Genomic DNA, 14,256 nt, shown 5'->3' with positions numbered 1-14,256 from the left:
GCGATCAGTGCGACTTGATCATCGTGCCGACCCCGTGGTCGGTCAGGATTTCCAGCAACAGCGCGTGCTCGACACGACCATCGATGATATGCACACTCTTGACGCCGTTGCGCGCGGCATCGAGCGCCGAACTGATCTTTGGCAGCATGCCGCCGGACAGGGTCCCGTTGGCGACCATGTCATCAATCTGTTTGGGGGTCATCCCGGTGATCAGCGAACCCGCTTCGTCGAGGACGCCGGGCGTATTGGTCAGCAGGACCAGCTTCTCGGCCTTGAGAATTTCGGCAATCTTGCCGGCCACCACGTCAGCGTTGATATTGTAGGTTTCACCGCCCTTGCCGACACCGATTGGCGCCACCACCGGGATAAAGCCTCCGGCCTCCAGATGCCCGATCAATGACGGGTCGATCTGCATGATGTCGCCAACCTGGCCAACGTCGATCAGGTCATCGCTGTCGTCCTGGTTGGCCAGCAGCAGTTTCTTGGCGCGAATGAAGCTGCCGTCCTTGCCGGTCAGGCCGACCGCCTTGCCACCGGCCTGGTTGATCAGGTTGACCACATCCTTGTTCACCTGACCACCCAGCACCATCTCGACGATTTCCATCGTTTCCGCATCGGTGACGCGCATTCCCTGCACGAACCGCCCTTTCTTGCCGACACGTTTGAGCAGATGTTCGATTTGCGGCCCACCGCCGTGGACCACCACCACGTTCATCCCGACGAGCTTCAGGAGCACGACGTCACGCGCGAAGCACTGTTTGAGATTCTCGTCGGTCATGGCATTGCCGCCATACTTGACGACGATGGTCTTGCCGTGAAATCGTTTGATGTACGGGAGTGCCTCGGCGAGAATGGCGGCAGCATTGGCGGGGGTGATCGAACGATCAGTCATGGCGGCAGTCCTGATAGTGACCGGCGGATTCTACTCGGCGCGGCTGGAAATACAAAGGCGGCTCGCCACGCAGGTCAAACAGGTTGCCGTCGAAGTACCTGCCAGCCCCCTCGATTGGAGTGACCATGAGCCTTGCACCGCTGCCTGACGGAAGCGATGGCGGGATCTACCGCGGCCGCTTTGCACCCTCACCGACCGGCCCACTCCACTTCGGTTCGCTGGTGACGGCAGTCGGTAGTTACCTTGACGCCCGCGCCAATGCCGGCGAATGGCTCTTGCGCATCGAGGACGTCGACCAGCCTCGGACACTGCCGGGCGCCGCCGACGCGATCCTGCGGACCCTCGAGGCCTTTGGCTTTGAGTGGAATGGCCAGGTCCTGTTCCAGAGCCGGCGGCTGGATCAGTATCATGCGGCATTGAACCGACTGCAATTCAGCGGCGAGGTTTATCCCTGTACCTGCTCTCGGCGCGAGATCGCCATGCGCCTACCCTCGCCATCAGTGGACGGCGGACTGGTGTACCCCGGCATCTGCCGCGCCGGTCTGGCCACCGGACGAGCGGCACGCGCCTGGCGGATGCGCGTTCCGGATGAGGTCATCGCCGTTGCCGATCGCGTGCAGGGAACTGTGCAGCAGAACCTTGAACGTGCCGTCGGGGATTTCGTCCTGATGCGCGCGGATGGTCAGTTTGCGTACCAGTTGGCGGTGGTCGTCGACGACGCTGCGCAGGGCATCAACGCCATCGTCCGTGGCGCCGACCTGCTCGACTCGACACCACGCCAGGTGTGGTTGCTGCAGCGACTGGGACTGCCGACACCTGCTTACGCCCATCTGCCGGTGGTCAACAATGCCACTGGCGAAAAACTCTCCAAGCAGACGCGCGCAGCGGCCGTACCCCCCTCGGGTGGCAGTGCGCTACTCTCGGCAGCAGCACACTTTCTGGGCCACCCGGTGCCAAGCGAGATGGTTGGCGCACCGGTCCCCGAGTTCTGGGACTGGGCGATTGCCAACTGGTCCATTGAACGCGTTCCACCACTGCGCGGTGCCTTTCCTGGTCGACGGTAATGCTTTTCCATGGCCTCGCGCTGACCACCTGCCTGCTCGTTGTCCCGGCTTCGACGTGCCCATGCAGGATACATTGCTGGCGTAGCCTCAACGCTTGCCACCGTAACCGGTAATGCCCATGAGCGTGCGGACCAGATTGTAGCTACCCCAGCGCAGCAGGCGGGAGTGCCAGGGCAACCGCTTCCAGCTATCGACCGGCAACTCGTGGGCGCCATTGCGCATCGCCTGGCGAAGACTGTGCCGCAGTTCGCTGGCGAACTTCTCATCGCGCATGACCACATTGGCTTCCCTGGCCAGCAGCAGGCTGAAGGGATCGATGTTCGACGAGCCGACAGTCGCCCAGTGGCGATCGATGACCGCGACTTTGGCGTGCAGGAAACTGCGCTGATACTCGAAAATGCGGATCCCGGCACCAAGCAGTTTGCCGTAGAGCGCCTGTGTGGCGTAATGCAGCAAACGGTATTCCACACGCCCCTGCAACACGATGACCACCTGCACACCACGTTTCACGGCATCCTGCAGGGCACGCCGGAAACGCCGGCCAGGCAGGAAGTAGGCGTTGGCCAGAATGATATCGTCCTCGGCGGCGGCAATGGCCTGCAGATAGGCCTCCTCGATGTCGCGCCGGTGACGGATATTGTCGCGCACCAGGAAAGCCGCCGTTTGGTGCCCGCGCGGCTCCGGTTCCTTGTACGAGATTCTGCTCAGGCGGTAGCGGCGATTGAGTTTTGCCCACAGGACCAACTCCCACAAGCGGTGCAACGCCAACTGGATCGGTGCCAGCAACGGCCCTTCGACGCGCACCGCGTAGTCGTAGCGTGGCGGCAGCTGATGCGGGGAGTTCAGATCGTCAATGATATTGATGCCACCGACGAAAGCAATTTCACCATCGATCACCACCAGCTTGCGATGCAAACGCCGGAGACGATGGCGACGCAAATGAAAGCGGGCGATGTCGGGTCGGTAGATCATTGCCTGAACACCGGCCGCCACCAGTCCAGGCTGCAACCGATCGGCAAACTCGCGGGCACCGAAACCGTCGACGAGGACGCGAACCGTGACGCCGCGGCGCGCGGCATTGGCCATCGCTGCGGCGACGGCACGACCCGTGGCGTCGTCCTCGAAGATGTAACTCTCTAGATGTACTTGTCGCCTCGCCTCGTTGATCGCCGTGATCAGTGCCGGGAAATACTCCGCTCCACTGTTCAGCAGCGTCAGCCGGTTACCAGGAAGGAACTTGGCATCCATCACGTCGCCACGCCGGTAGACAGCCCGATCCTGACTGCCATCGATACGGGACCGCTACGCCTGCGATACCCTCTCAGTTGCGCTCTGGCTGGCGAACCGCGTTCCCCCCGGGATATTGGAGAAGGTGCTGAAACCCGAAGGGGCATCGTCCGGGCCCCCTGCCACGAGAATCCCCTGCGTTTCAGCCTGGTTACTCGCTGTCCCGGACTCTCGCGGCGCAGATCCCTGACGCTACTGCTGATTGACAAACACCACCTGCGCGGGCATCGGTGCCGGGAAGCCCGCCGCTCCGAGTGCTTCACGAATGGTCCGGTTGGTGTCGAAATAGACCTGCCAGTAGTGGTCGTTGTGGCAATAGGGACGTACGGCAAGCACCGGCCCGACAAGATTGAATTCGAGAATCTCGACCTCCACCGGCGGGGTCGCCAGCACGTTCGGAACGAACCCGATTTTCTCCTTGAGCAGTGCCATTGCCGCCGCGTGGTCGGCTGCGCCGGACAACTGGGCCTTCAGTTCGACACGCCGGTAGGCATTGATCGAGAAGTTCTGGATGGTGTCCGAGAAGATCTTGTTGTTGCCGACCAGGGTAAGCACGTTGTCGGGCGTGTTGATCGCCGTGGTAAACAGGCCCACCTCCTTGACGGTGCCCGTAATGCCGGCCACCGAGACAAAATCGCCAACCTTCATCGGCCGCAGGATGATCAGGAACACCCCGCCGGCAAAGTTGGCCAGCAACCCGGACCAGGCCATGCCGATGGCCACACCGGCGGCGGCAAAGAGTGCGGCGAAGGTGGTGGTCTGGATTCCGAAATAGCCCAGGATGCCGATCACCAGCAGGATGTTCAGGGTGACATTGATTACCGTGCCCAGGTAGCGCATCAACGTGGCATCGACCTTCTGACGCTCCAGTGTGCCCTGTACGATACGGCCGACCTGATGAATCAGCCAGCGACCAATGACCCAGAAGGCAATTGCCGCGAGTACCTTGACGCCCAATTCCGAGCCATACTGCAACGCCATGTCCTGCCAGCGCGTCACGTCCTGTGCATTCATGTGTTTCTCCAGTGAGTTTGAGAGTGGGAGCAGTTTCCCATTGTGCTGCGGGCAGCGCAAGCCCCGGCGACCAGCAGCGGAACAGCAATCCAATCAGGCGAAGGGCGCGACGCCAATCAGCCAGGCGTGCGCAAACCAGGCGAAGGCATTCCACGCAGTGAGACCGACAACCAGGACCCAGACGTCACCTGACAACCGCGCCTCGACAAGTGGACTCGGACTGCGGCCGCGATCACGCCGACGCGCGGCGGCAAAATCAGCGACCGCCCAGCATAGAAAGGCACCAAACAGCAGCACGTCCGCCAGATTGCCGTTCGTCAACAGGTGCGCGACAGCCCATACGGCCGTACCGGCGACCATCGGATGCCCGACCATTCGCCTGATGCGGTTGCCGGGCACATACGCCGCGGCCACCAGCACGAAAGCCGGCACCGTCAGCAGCGCAGCCAGATGGCGTGTCCATACGGGCGGCAGCCACAATACCACCGGGTCGGATCGGCTCTGTCCATAGCCCCAGACGAGCAGCGCGAAACCGAGCAGCGAAGCCAGCGAAAAGATCGCCTTCCAGCGTTGCTCACCGAGTCTCTCGACCTGCCAGGTACGCCAGTTTTCGGCGAAGATTCGCGTCGAGTGGGTACCGAAGAAGATGACCAGACCAAGCAGCAATAGCACCATGAGCGTTCCCCGCAAACCAGACACGTGCAAGAATAGCGCGCGGCAGACCTGCGGAGAAGCCCCGGCTTCTCCGGCAAGCACCGGACGGTCCTGTTCATCGCGCACGCGCGTCCTTGATCCACGTCAAGGCCATTCCTCCTGGCCTGACTTCTAATGGACTGCTTTCTTTCGGGGATGGCACGATGTTTCGGATCTCGCAGTACATGCAGGAACTCACGACCCCCAGACCACCCGGCCCGAAAGTAAACCCGCCGGCGCCGGTGGTGATCTGGAACCTGATCCGGCGCTGCAATCTGACCTGCAAGCATTGCTACTCGATTTCCACCGACAAGGACTTCCCCGGTGAACTGACTACCGACGAAGTCCTTGCCGTGATGGACGATCTCAAAGCCTTTCGCGTCCCGGTCCTGATCCTCTCCGGCGGTGAACCGCTGCTACGGCGCGACATCTTCAACGTTGCCAGCCATGCCAAGGCGATGGGCTTTTACGTCGGCCTGTCATCGAACGGCACGCTGATCGACGCCACCACTATCGACCGCATCGCCGAATGCGATTTCGACTACGTCGGCGTTTCGCTCGACGGCATCGGTGCAACCCACGACAAATTTCGGCAGATGCCGGGAGCGTTCGACGCCTCGCTGCGCGGCATCCGCCTCTGCCGCGACCTCGGACTGAAAATCGGGGTTCGTTTCACGATGACGCAGGAAAATGCCCACGACCTGCCACGCCTGCTCGAACTGGTCGAGAACGAAGGTATCGACCGATTCTATTTCTCGCACCTCAACTATGCCGGGCGAGGCAACAACAACCGCAAGGATGACGCCCAGCACCGGCTGACGCGCTGGGCGATGGATTTGCTCTTCGATAGCTGCTGGCACTATCAGCAGCGCGGTCTGCGCAAGGAGTTCACCAGCGGCAACAACGATGCCGACGGCGTCTACTTTCTGCACTGGGTACAGAAGCGATTCCCCGCCCAGGCATCCAACATCCACGCTCGCCTGCTCCAGTGGGGTGGCAATTCATCGGGGGTCAACGTGGCCAATATCGACAATCTCGGCAACGTCCACCCCGATACCATGTGGTGGCACTACAGCCTCGGCAACGTGCGTCAGCGTCAATTTTCGGAAATCTGGATGGATCTTTCCGACCCGCTGCTGGCCGGCCTGAAGCAGTTTCCACGCCGCGTTTCAGGACGCTGTGGGGAATGCCGGTACTTCGGAATCTGTAACGGCAACACCCGCGTGCGTGCCCAGCAACTGACCGGCGACGCCTGGGCGGAAGACCCCGGCTGCTACCTTGACGACGAGGAAATCGGCGTCGCCCCCGGCCGTGAGCGCCTGCGGGTGACGCCACACATCAAACTGCGGAGGGTCTGATGAACTGGCGCTCTGGCCTTGCTGTCGTCGGCCTGGCGGCCGGTCTTGCCGCCGGGTCATCCCTGGCCGGCGCGGACGGCGCGTCGGCGCTGTACCGGGAACACTGCGCCGCATGCCACGGCGAAACCCGGCTCGGAGGCATCGGCCCGGCGCTGCTGCCCGAGAGTCTCGAACGCCTGCGGCAGACCGAAGCGCTGAAAGTGATCCGTGCCGGCCGTGTTGCGACGCAGATGCCGGCCTTCGGCGACAAAATCAGCGCCGTCGAAGCGCAGCAACTGGTGGAATGGATCTACCGCCCGGTAACGCCGGCCCCCGCATGGGGGGAAACCGAGATCCGCGGTTCGCGGATCTTCAATGCCGACGCCGCAAAGCAACCGGCACAACCGGGACCCGCACTGAAAGGTGCCGACCCGCTCAACCTGTTCATCGTTGTCGAAACCGGCGACCATCATGTGTCGATCCTCGACGGCGACAGCTTCGAGCGACTGCATCGCTTTCCCAGTCGCTATGCGCTGCATGGCGGACCAAAATTCTCACCGGACGGTCGCTTCGTCTACTTCGCCTCCCGCGACGGCTGGATCAGCAAGTTCGACATCTACAACCTGGTCGTCGTCGCCGAGATCCGCGCCGGCCTCAATACGCGCAACGCCGCGGTATCGAGCGATGGCAAGTGGGTGATGGTCGCCAACACCCTGCCGCATAACCTGGTGGTACTCGATGCCGCCGACCTCTCTCTGGTGAAGATCATCCCGACGATGAATGCCGCCGGTGACCAGAGTTCGCGCGTTGCGGCGGTCTATGATGCCGCGCCGCGCAAGAGTTTCGTGGCTGCGCTCAAGGATGTGCCGGAGGTCTGGGAAATCAGTTATGACCCCGAAGCCGAACCGATTGCCGAGGGGCTCGTACATGACTATCAATACAAGGAAGGTCATTTCAAGCCGGCAATGTTCTCCCCACGCCGGACGAAACTCGAGGACTGTCTCGATGACTTCTTCTTCACCCAGAGTTACGACACGATTCTCGGCTCTTCGCGATCGGCAACCCGGGGACAGGTGGTCCTCCTGGACGTCCGCCGCAAGGTTGCCGACCTGGATCTGCCGGGGATGCCGCACCTGGGCTCCGGAATCACCTGGAAGTGGCGTGACCGCTCGGGGAGCGAGCGGACCGTGATGGCCACGCCCAATCTCAATGAGGGCGTGGTCACGGTGATCGACCTTGGTACCTACCAGACCATCAAACAGATCAAGACCCTTGGGCCCGGGTTCTTTCTCCGCAGCCACGAAAACAGCCGATATGCCTTCACCGATTCCATGATGAGCAAGGAACACAAGAACGCTCTGCAGGTCATCGACAAGCAGACGCTCGAAGTGGTCGCGCAAATCACTGCCGAACCCGGTCAGACGCTGGCGCATGTCGAGTTCACGCGTGACGGTCGTTACGCGCTGGCCAGTCTTTGGGAACAGGACGGCGCGCTGGTGGTCATCGACGCGCAGACGCTGCAGGAAGTGAAACGCATCCCGGCGAAGAAACCGGTCGGCAAGTACAACGTCTGGAATAAAATATCGCGTTCCGAAGGCACCAGTCATTGATCCGGCCAGAAAGTTGACCATGAGCAAGCTCCCCCACCGTCTGTTGCGCTGGCTGCTGGCTGCGGCCTTGTCCTTGTTCGCGGTGCTGACCATGGCCGTTCCGAAGGCAGCCGAGGATGCGGATGCGGCGGTGACCTTCGGTGAAGCCGCGGCCCCGCCGAAACCGGCAGCACGAACTGCCCCGCAAGCGGTGGTCAAGGCACCCAAACCGCCCGTAGCCGGCGCAGCGAAGAAGCCGCTGGCCCATCCCGGCAAACCAGTGACGACGGCCAAGCCAGCAACCGCCACCAAGGGATCACGCCCGGCCACGGCCCCTGCCGCCAAGGCGCCAACAAACCGGAAGGCTCCCGCGAAGGCCGCGCCGGGAGGTCCTCGGAAGAAATCGTAACCGTGATCGCCGGGCCGTGCCCGGTGCGGACGTGCGACACGTGATGCGCACGGCTCTCTCGCCATCCATACCGATCACCTTTCCGCCCCCCGATCGCCGTCTACGCCGGAGTCTTGCATGTCCAGGTCCGCTTTTTCCTTTTTCCCCCTTGCCCTGCTGCTGGTCGCACTGCCGATTGCGGCGCAAATGCCGCGCATCGAACTGACGGCCGGCTTCTACCGCATTGAGGCCGAGGTGGCGGCCAATGACCCGAACCGGATGCAGGGATTGATGCATCGCCGCAGCATGCCGGCCAACCAGGGGATGCTCTTCGTCTTCGCGCAGCCCGAACGCCATTGCATGTGGATGCGCAATACCTTGCTACCCCTGTCGGTTGCCTTTCTCGACGAAGAGGGGCGCATTCTGAACATCGAGAACATGCAGCCGCAGACCGAGGACAATCACTGTGCAGCGAAGGCGGCACGCTTTGCGCTTGAAATGAATCTCGGCTGGTTTGCGAGCAAAGGCATCAAGCCAGGGAGTCGAATTGGCGGTCTCGAAAAATCCCCTGCGCCACAATAAGCGGCGGGAGTACGCCGTCTGCGGCAAGTGAGCGTCACCGCCGGTCGGTCCTGGCGCAGCAGCTTGATGCGCGCGCCCGACAACGTGTCCTTCATGCCATGGTTGCGCGATCGCGGCTCGCTGACCGCTCGCATCCAGGCGCGAGGACATTTTGCCGTTCGGGTGCTGCGCCAGGGCCTCGACAGTCCAACGGCCGATGAAGCACTGGCGCTCGGGTTGCCACGCCAGGCACGGGCCTGGGTGCGGGAAGTGGCCTTGTTCTGCGATGGTCAGATCGTCGTCTTCGCGCATACCGTGCTACCCCATCGACCGCGTGGTCCGCTCACCCTCTGGCTGGCTCGCCTCGGCAACCGCTCGCTTGGCGCCTTGCTCTTCGCGCATCCCGGTTTCGAGCGCGGCACGATGAAGTTCAAGCGCCTTGATCGCCGGCAGGCGTTGTACACACCGGCGCTGGCGGCCCTGCAACTTGCCGATGGGGCTACGAGCGCGCTGTGGGCACGCCGCTCGCAGTTCGATTTCGCCGGGCAATCCGTCCTGGTGACCGAGGTCTTTTCACCATACGTGTTGCGACTCTCACCATCCGGAAAAGAAAACTCGACGAAGCCTGGGTGGGTGCTATAATGCGCGCCGCACGACGCCGCCTCAGCGGAGCGTGCAACAAGCATCGCGAACCTGGCCGTAACCCTCAAGCCCCCCTGCCTTCTGGTGTCGATTCAATCAGCGCCGTCCTGGCACAAAGCTTTTGTGCTGATTGGTGCTGACTCCTGTTGATCGAACAGAGTCTGTCTCTCAGCTTTTTCGTTGGTTGGCGTTGCTTTTTTCCCTTGGCAGCGTGCCATGCCGTTACGGCAGCGCGCAGCACACCCATACGAAAGAGAAATATGACTTTTGCAGAAATCGGCCTTCACCCGGCCATCCTGAAGGCACTCACCGACTCCGGCTACAGCGAACCGACGCCGGTCCAGCAACAAGCCATACCCGCCGCCCTCGCGGGCCGCGACCTGATGGTTTCCTCGCAAACCGGTTCCGGCAAGACGGCGGCCTTCATGCTGCCGGCGCTGCACCTCTTCGCTTCGCAGGAACGGCCGGCCGCCACCACCCGTGCGGGCGACCGCCGGCCGGCACACGCGCGCCAGCGCTTCCAGGCTGCGCAACCGAAGATGCTGGTCCTGACCCCCACCCGCGAGCTTGCCCTGCAGGTCACCGCCGCCACTGAGAAGTACGGGCGCCAGCTCCATCACCTGCGCGCGGTCGCCATCCTCGGCGGCATGCCTTATCCGAAGCAGATGGAACTCCTCGGCCGCAATCCCGAGATCCTGGTTGCCACGCCGGGTCGCCTGATCGACCACATGAGCTCGGGCAAGATCGACTTCTCGCAACTGCAGATACTGGTCCTTGACGAAGCGGACCGCATGCTTGACATGGGTTTCATCGAGGATATCGAAAGGATCGTCGCCGCAACTCCGGCTTCGCGCCAGACGCTGTTGTTCTCGGCCACCCTCGACGGAACCGTCGGCGAACTGGCACAGCGCATGACACGCGCGCCGCTGCGGCTGCAGGTCGACGCCGTTTCGGCCCGGCACGACAACATCGAGCAGCGGATGCACTTCATCGACGACCTCGCGCACAAGAACCGCCTGCTCGACCACCTGTTGCGCGACGTCTCGATCGGTCAGGCCTTGGTGTTTACCGCCACCAAGCGCGATGCCGATACCGTCAGTGATCGCCTGAACGTCGCCGGATTCAACGCCGCGGCCTTGCACGGCGACATGCAGCAGGGTGCCCGCAACCGCACACTCGCCGCGATGCGCCGTGGGCAGGTACAGATCCTGGTCGCCACCGACGTGGCGGCGCGTGGCATCGACGTGCCGACGATTACCCACGTTTTCAACTACGATCTGCCGAAGTCGGCTGAGGACTACGTGCACCGCATCGGCCGCACCGGCCGTGCCGGGCGCAGTGGTCTGGCCATCTCGCTGGTCCATCACGCCGAGCATTTCAACGTCCGGAAAATCGAACGCTTTACCAAGCAGATGATTCCGGTCGAAGTCGTCGCCGGCCATGAGCCCACTCGCCGGCCGGCGTCGGCGAACCCGCGCCCAACCACCAAGCCCGCCTGGAAAGGCGGGGAAAAGCGCAGCTACGGGCAACCGGCGGGAGCAGCAGCCGACAGCCGCTTCAGCAAGCCCGCCGCGCCGCGCCGCGACGGCGCACCGCGGGCACCGTACCACGAGTCCGCCAAGGGCAGCCATGGCGCAGGTGCCAGCCGCCGGACTTACGGCGAGCGCTGAAAGACGCGCAGGCTGCACACAGAAGCCCGCCGTGTGCGGGCTTTTTCCTGCCTGCTAATTGCTTCACCGACGCGTCGGCAAGCTCCCGTCTCTCCTCTCCAGGCGATCCTCGAGTTCGCCGATGCAGGCGGCGAGACCGTTCCCCGACTGCTCGATGGCGGTCAACAATTCCCTTTCGAGCCGGTCGAGTCGGGCGACGATCGCTGCATCCACCGGCGCTCCGGCATTGCCGCTGGCCAGTTTCTGCAACTCCACCTCAAGAAAGCTGCGCAGTTCGGTAAAGCGGGAGGCCTCGGCCTTGTCGGCCAGTTCCCGGTTGGCCTGCAGTTCCTGAGCATGACGGCGGGAGTCGAACAGCGCGGAAGCCTGCACGTAAACCACGAACACCAGGAAGAATGCGGCGAGAAAGGCAACCACCCCGAGCATGATTACCCCGAGCGGCGCCTGCACTTCGGCAACCCCCAGAGAAAGCGTTGTCGGGGTGTTGAAGGCGCTCCAGTTCAGCGCGGAAAAGGCAGCGATGGCGCCAAGAACGAGTAGCAGAAGGATAGTGCGAAGCTTCATCGGTTGATCACTCCATGGATTGACATCGGCCACCGACCGGCAGGCGCGGCGGCAGGAAAACACGGCAAGTATCTCAGGCTTTCCGATCGCCCGCCATCGCCCGGAGTACGAGCGCCTGTACGACTGCTCGAACCTTCAGGGTACATCGGCAGACGGCATGCGGGCGAGAATGATCGCCGTCTTCCGGGCAAGCCCCGGTGCACTGCGGTTGCGGTCGTAAAAGCGTGGGCTGGGAATCATGCCCGCCAGCCGCGCTGCCTGTTCCGGTGCGAGCTGCGCGGCGGAAACGCCGTAATAGTGGCGGGCCGCAGCTTCGGCACCGAACACCCCGTTACCCCATTCGATGACATTGAGATAAACCTCGAAGATCCGCTGCTTGCTCCAGAGGGTCTCCAGCATCAGTGTGATGATCGCCTCTTCGGCCTTGCGCCAGGGGGTCTTGGCCGGCGTCAGGAAGAGATTCTTGGCCAACTGTTGCGAGATGGTCGAGCCGCCGGCAACGACTCGCCCCTTTTTCTGGTTCCTTTCGAGTGCGTGCTGGATGCCTTCCCAATCGAAGCCTTCATGATCGACGAACTTGGCATCCTCTGCGGCGATGATCGCGCGCTTGAGGTTGTTCGACACCTTCTCATAAGCAATCCACTGTTTTTTCAGTTGCGCTTGCGGATTACTGACCCGCAGTTCGTCGAGGCGGATATTCATGAAACGTGTGTTTTCCGGATTGGCCCAGTTCCACCAAAGCACCCAGCCGAAGAGCCAGAACTGGTACAGCAGCAGCAAGCCGAGGCATCCGAGAAGCAGCCGCTTCACCCAGAGCGCAAGGCCGCGCATGGTCAGTGGGCAGGTACAGTGGCCACGGCGCGCAGCATGGCCAATACCGGCGCGCTGTCGGGAAGCACCCCTCGCCAGAACCGGAAGGCCTCGGCCGCCTGCTCCACCAGCATGCCGAGCCCGTCCGCCAGACGCGCCGCGCCCTGCGCCCTGGCCAGGAGAAGAAATGGCGTCTCGCCGCGCCCATACATCATGTCGTAGGCCAGACTGCCGGACGCGAAAACCCGCTCGGGCAAGTACGGTGCTTCGCCACCCAGGCTTGCCGACGTGGCGTTGATCACCAGGTCGAAGGATTCGCCGACGAGGTCCGGATAGCCGCAGGCACGCAACGGACCGCGGCCGGCAAAGCGCTCGGCAAGATCGGCAGCCCTTGCGGCAGTACGGTTGGCAATGACCATCGCCGCCGGTCGGGCCTCGAGCAAGGGCCCGACGACGCCGCGTGCCGCGCCACCGGCGCCGAGCAGGAGCAGGCGTTGTCCGGTAATACGGCAACCGAGGTTGTTGGTCAGGTCGCGCAGCAGACCTGCACCGTCGGTATTGTCCCCAAGCATCCCGGACGGGTCGAAAACCAGCGTGTTGACGGCACCCGCCTGCGCCGCCCGCGGCGTCAAGCGCGTCGCCAGGCGGCAGGCCTCCTCCTTGAACGGGACGGTGACGTTGGCTCCGCGTCCGCCTGCGGCGACGAAAGCGCACAGGCTGTCGGCGAAGCCGTCGAGCGGTGCCAGGATCGCCTCGTAACTGAGATCGTGACCACACTGAGCAGCAAACGCCGCGTGGATTGCCGGTGACTTGCTGTGGGCCACCGGATGGCCGAAGACGCCGTAGCGATCGCTCATCGCTTCATGGCCCTGGTTTCAAGGCTGTCGCGCTGGGTAAAGTTCCAGGTGCGCGTAATCTCCAGGACGTCGGTGTCGTGTCGGATGGCCGGCGGGAAGGCGGCGAAGGGGGCGGCCATGGCGACGATTCGGCGAGCGGCGTCGTCGAGGATCTTGTGACCCGAAGAGCGGTTGATCTCGATGCCGTCAACGCTGCCGTCATTCCTGATGGTCACGGTCAGCACCAGGCTGCCGTAGAGCTTGCCCCTTGCCGCTTCCGGGTAGTTGAGGGTGCCGACGCGCTCGACCTTGGTCCGCCATTCCTCGAAATACTGCGCAAAGCGGTATTCCACAGCGCTGGTGCCGATGAACTTCTTGCGCGGGCGCTTGTTGTAGTCGTCGAGTTCCTTGGCGATTTCCCCTTCCAGGCGGGCCATCGCCAGCGCGCTCTGTGCCAGATCGCGGCCGCGGACATTCGGTACCGGTTCGGGCTGGGCTTCCTTTTGAGCCGTCGGAGCGACCGCGGTCTTGCTGTTTGTTTGTGCCGCCAGCCGCTGCTGGTGTGCTTCGAGCGCCTGGATACGCTTTTGCGAGTGCTCGAAATCGTCGCCATCCTGGTGTCTTGGCGCGGGTGGCAAGGGCGTCTTCGCCCGCCGCTCATGCTCGGTATTGCCGCCATTGTCCAGATTGGCCTGCGCCTGGAACTGTGCGTCGGAAGGTCTGCGGGCCGAACGGCTATTGACCAGAATGATGTCGAGTGCACGCGCCTTGAGTGCGCGCGAGGCATCGGGAAACTGAAAATGCAGCGACAGCACCAGGCCGTGCAACAGCAGGGAAACGCCGAGCGCCAGCCACAGACTGTGCGCAGCCAGCCATCCCTTGGGCAGTCGGCGTGAGGCGGCGTTCACT

15 protein-coding genes are annotated in these 14,256 nt (G+C 63.0%); 7 read left to right on the top strand and 8 right to left on the bottom strand.

Annotated elements, in window-relative coordinates; genetic code table 11:
- Nucleotides 1–4 precede the first annotated feature (4 nt).
- Nucleotides 5–892, bottom strand: coding sequence for an acetylglutamate kinase (gene argB / locus AC15MQ_RS08135; protein ID WP_287653209.1), 888 nt, complete (start codon nucleotides 890–892; stop codon nucleotides 5–7).
- 125 nt (nucleotides 893–1,017) lie between these two features.
- On the opposite strand from argB, the gene gluQRS reads away from it, so the two are divergent.
- Entirely contained in the window at nucleotides 1,018–1,956 is a 939-nt protein-coding gene (gluQRS, locus tag AC15MQ_RS08130; protein ID WP_287653208.1) for a tRNA glutamyl-Q(34) synthetase GluQRS, read from the top strand.
- An 87-nt stretch (nucleotides 1,957–2,043) separates the two neighbouring features.
- Here the strand turns inward: gluQRS and clsB are convergent, their stop codons facing one another.
- The 3 genes from clsB to AC15MQ_RS08115 all read right to left on the bottom strand — a co-directional run bounded on the left by clsB (nucleotide 2,044) and on the right by AC15MQ_RS08115 (nucleotide 4,932).
- Nucleotides 2,044–3,204, bottom strand: a complete 1,161-nt coding sequence (clsB, locus tag AC15MQ_RS08125) for a cardiolipin synthase ClsB (RefSeq protein WP_287653207.1) — start codon at nucleotides 3,202–3,204, stop codon at nucleotides 2,044–2,046.
- 231 nt (nucleotides 3,205–3,435) lie between these two features.
- The gene (locus tag AC15MQ_RS08120) at nucleotides 3,436–4,257 is read right to left on the bottom strand and encodes a mechanosensitive ion channel family protein (protein WP_287653206.1); all 822 of its coding nucleotides are present in this window, start codon (nucleotides 4,255–4,257) and stop codon (nucleotides 3,436–3,438) included.
- Between the two features lie 93 nt (nucleotides 4,258–4,350).
- Entirely contained in the window at nucleotides 4,351–4,932 is a 582-nt protein-coding gene (locus AC15MQ_RS08115; protein WP_350496246.1) for an NnrU family protein, read from the bottom strand.
- Between the two features lie 182 nt (nucleotides 4,933–5,114).
- On the opposite strand from AC15MQ_RS08115, the gene nirJ reads away from it, so the two are divergent.
- The 6 genes from nirJ (at nucleotide 5,115) to AC15MQ_RS08085 (ending at nucleotide 11,137) form a co-directional block, all read left to right on the top strand.
- Nucleotides 5,115–6,308: a heme d1 biosynthesis radical SAM protein NirJ gene (gene nirJ, locus AC15MQ_RS08110; protein ID WP_483079848.1), complete on the top strand. Its 1,194-nt coding sequence runs from the start codon at nucleotides 5,115–5,117 to the stop codon at nucleotides 6,306–6,308.
- Nucleotides 6,308–7,897, top strand: coding sequence for a nitrite reductase (locus AC15MQ_RS08105; protein ID WP_287667373.1), 1,590 nt, complete (start codon nucleotides 6,308–6,310; stop codon nucleotides 7,895–7,897). Before nirJ ends, AC15MQ_RS08105 begins: the two co-directional genes overlap by 1 nt.
- Before the next feature lie 19 nt (nucleotides 7,898–7,916).
- A complete protein-coding gene (locus AC15MQ_RS08100) occupies nucleotides 7,917–8,285 on the top strand; it encodes a hypothetical protein (RefSeq protein ID WP_287653200.1) in 369 nt (122 codons plus the stop codon).
- A 117-nt stretch (nucleotides 8,286–8,402) separates the two neighbouring features.
- On the top strand, nucleotides 8,403–8,846 hold the full coding sequence (locus tag AC15MQ_RS08095) for a DUF192 domain-containing protein (RefSeq protein ID WP_483079847.1): 444 nt from the start codon (nucleotides 8,403–8,405) through the stop codon (nucleotides 8,844–8,846).
- Nucleotides 8,847–8,912: 66 nt separating this feature from the next.
- Complete coding sequence (locus AC15MQ_RS08090; RefSeq protein WP_483079846.1) at nucleotides 8,913–9,467, top strand: chorismate--pyruvate lyase family protein; 555 nt, start codon at nucleotides 8,913–8,915, stop codon at nucleotides 9,465–9,467.
- 260 nt (nucleotides 9,468–9,727) lie between these two features.
- The gene (locus AC15MQ_RS08085; RefSeq protein ID WP_287653198.1) at nucleotides 9,728–11,137 is read left to right on the top strand and encodes a DEAD/DEAH box helicase; all 1,410 of its coding nucleotides are present in this window, start codon (nucleotides 9,728–9,730) and stop codon (nucleotides 11,135–11,137) included.
- Between the two features lie 63 nt (nucleotides 11,138–11,200).
- Here AC15MQ_RS08085 and AC15MQ_RS08080 read toward each other — a convergent pair whose 3' ends face one another.
- The 4 genes from AC15MQ_RS08080 to AC15MQ_RS08065 all read right to left on the bottom strand — a co-directional run bounded on the left by AC15MQ_RS08080 (nucleotide 11,201) and on the right by AC15MQ_RS08065 (nucleotide 14,255).
- Nucleotides 11,201–11,701, bottom strand: coding sequence for a LapA family protein (locus tag AC15MQ_RS08080; protein WP_483079845.1), 501 nt, complete (start codon nucleotides 11,699–11,701; stop codon nucleotides 11,201–11,203).
- A gap of 135 nt (nucleotides 11,702–11,836) precedes the next feature.
- A complete protein-coding gene (gene mtgA / locus AC15MQ_RS08075) occupies nucleotides 11,837–12,532 on the bottom strand; it encodes a monofunctional biosynthetic peptidoglycan transglycosylase (protein ID WP_483079844.1) in 696 nt (231 codons plus the stop codon).
- A gap of 2 nt (nucleotides 12,533–12,534) precedes the next feature.
- Nucleotides 12,535–13,368, bottom strand: a complete 834-nt coding sequence (gene aroE, locus AC15MQ_RS08070; RefSeq protein ID WP_483079843.1) for a shikimate dehydrogenase — start codon at nucleotides 13,366–13,368, stop codon at nucleotides 12,535–12,537.
- On the bottom strand, nucleotides 13,365–14,255 hold the full coding sequence (locus tag AC15MQ_RS08065) for an energy transducer TonB (RefSeq protein WP_483079842.1): 891 nt from the start codon (nucleotides 14,253–14,255) through the stop codon (nucleotides 13,365–13,367). The genes aroE and AC15MQ_RS08065 overlap by 4 nt, the downstream gene beginning before the upstream one ends.
- Nucleotide 14,256: the final 1 nt, after the last annotated feature.

The organism is Candidatus Accumulibacter propinquus (assembly GCF_056856495.1).
Note: the sequence above shows the minus strand (reverse complement) of the source record. Positions and strands in the feature narration are given on the sequence as shown.

Coding starts and splice junctions, on each gene's coding strand:
- AC15MQ_RS08095 (WP_483079847.1), top strand. CDS start 8,403: ATGTCCAGGTCCGCTTTTTCCTTTTTCCCCCTTGCCCTGCTGCTGGTC.
- aroE (WP_483079843.1), bottom strand. CDS start 13,368: ATGAGCGATCGCTACGGCGTCTTCGGCCATCCGGTGGCCCACAGCAAG.
- AC15MQ_RS08090 (WP_483079846.1), top strand. CDS start 8,913: ATGCGCGCGCCCGACAACGTGTCCTTCATGCCATGGTTGCGCGATCGC.
- argB (WP_287653209.1), bottom strand. CDS start 892: ATGACTGATCGTTCGATCACCCCCGCCAATGCTGCCGCCATTCTCGCC.
- AC15MQ_RS08115 (WP_350496246.1), bottom strand. CDS start 4,932: ATGGTGCTATTGCTGCTTGGTCTGGTCATCTTCTTCGGTACCCACTCG.
- AC15MQ_RS08120 (WP_287653206.1), bottom strand. CDS start 4,257: ATGAATGCACAGGACGTGACGCGCTGGCAGGACATGGCGTTGCAGTAT.
- mtgA (WP_483079844.1), bottom strand. CDS start 12,532: ATGCGCGGCCTTGCGCTCTGGGTGAAGCGGCTGCTTCTCGGATGCCTC.
- AC15MQ_RS08085 (WP_287653198.1), top strand. CDS start 9,728: ATGACTTTTGCAGAAATCGGCCTTCACCCGGCCATCCTGAAGGCACTC.
- AC15MQ_RS08100 (WP_287653200.1), top strand. CDS start 7,917: ATGAGCAAGCTCCCCCACCGTCTGTTGCGCTGGCTGCTGGCTGCGGCC.
- AC15MQ_RS08080 (WP_483079845.1), bottom strand. CDS start 11,701: ATGAAGCTTCGCACTATCCTTCTGCTACTCGTTCTTGGCGCCATCGCT.
- nirJ (WP_483079848.1), top strand. CDS start 5,115: ATGTTTCGGATCTCGCAGTACATGCAGGAACTCACGACCCCCAGACCA.
- gluQRS (WP_287653208.1), top strand. CDS start 1,018: ATGAGCCTTGCACCGCTGCCTGACGGAAGCGATGGCGGGATCTACCGC.
- AC15MQ_RS08105 (WP_287667373.1), top strand. CDS start 6,308: ATGAACTGGCGCTCTGGCCTTGCTGTCGTCGGCCTGGCGGCCGGTCTT.
- clsB (WP_287653207.1), bottom strand. CDS start 3,204: ATGGATGCCAAGTTCCTTCCTGGTAACCGGCTGACGCTGCTGAACAGT.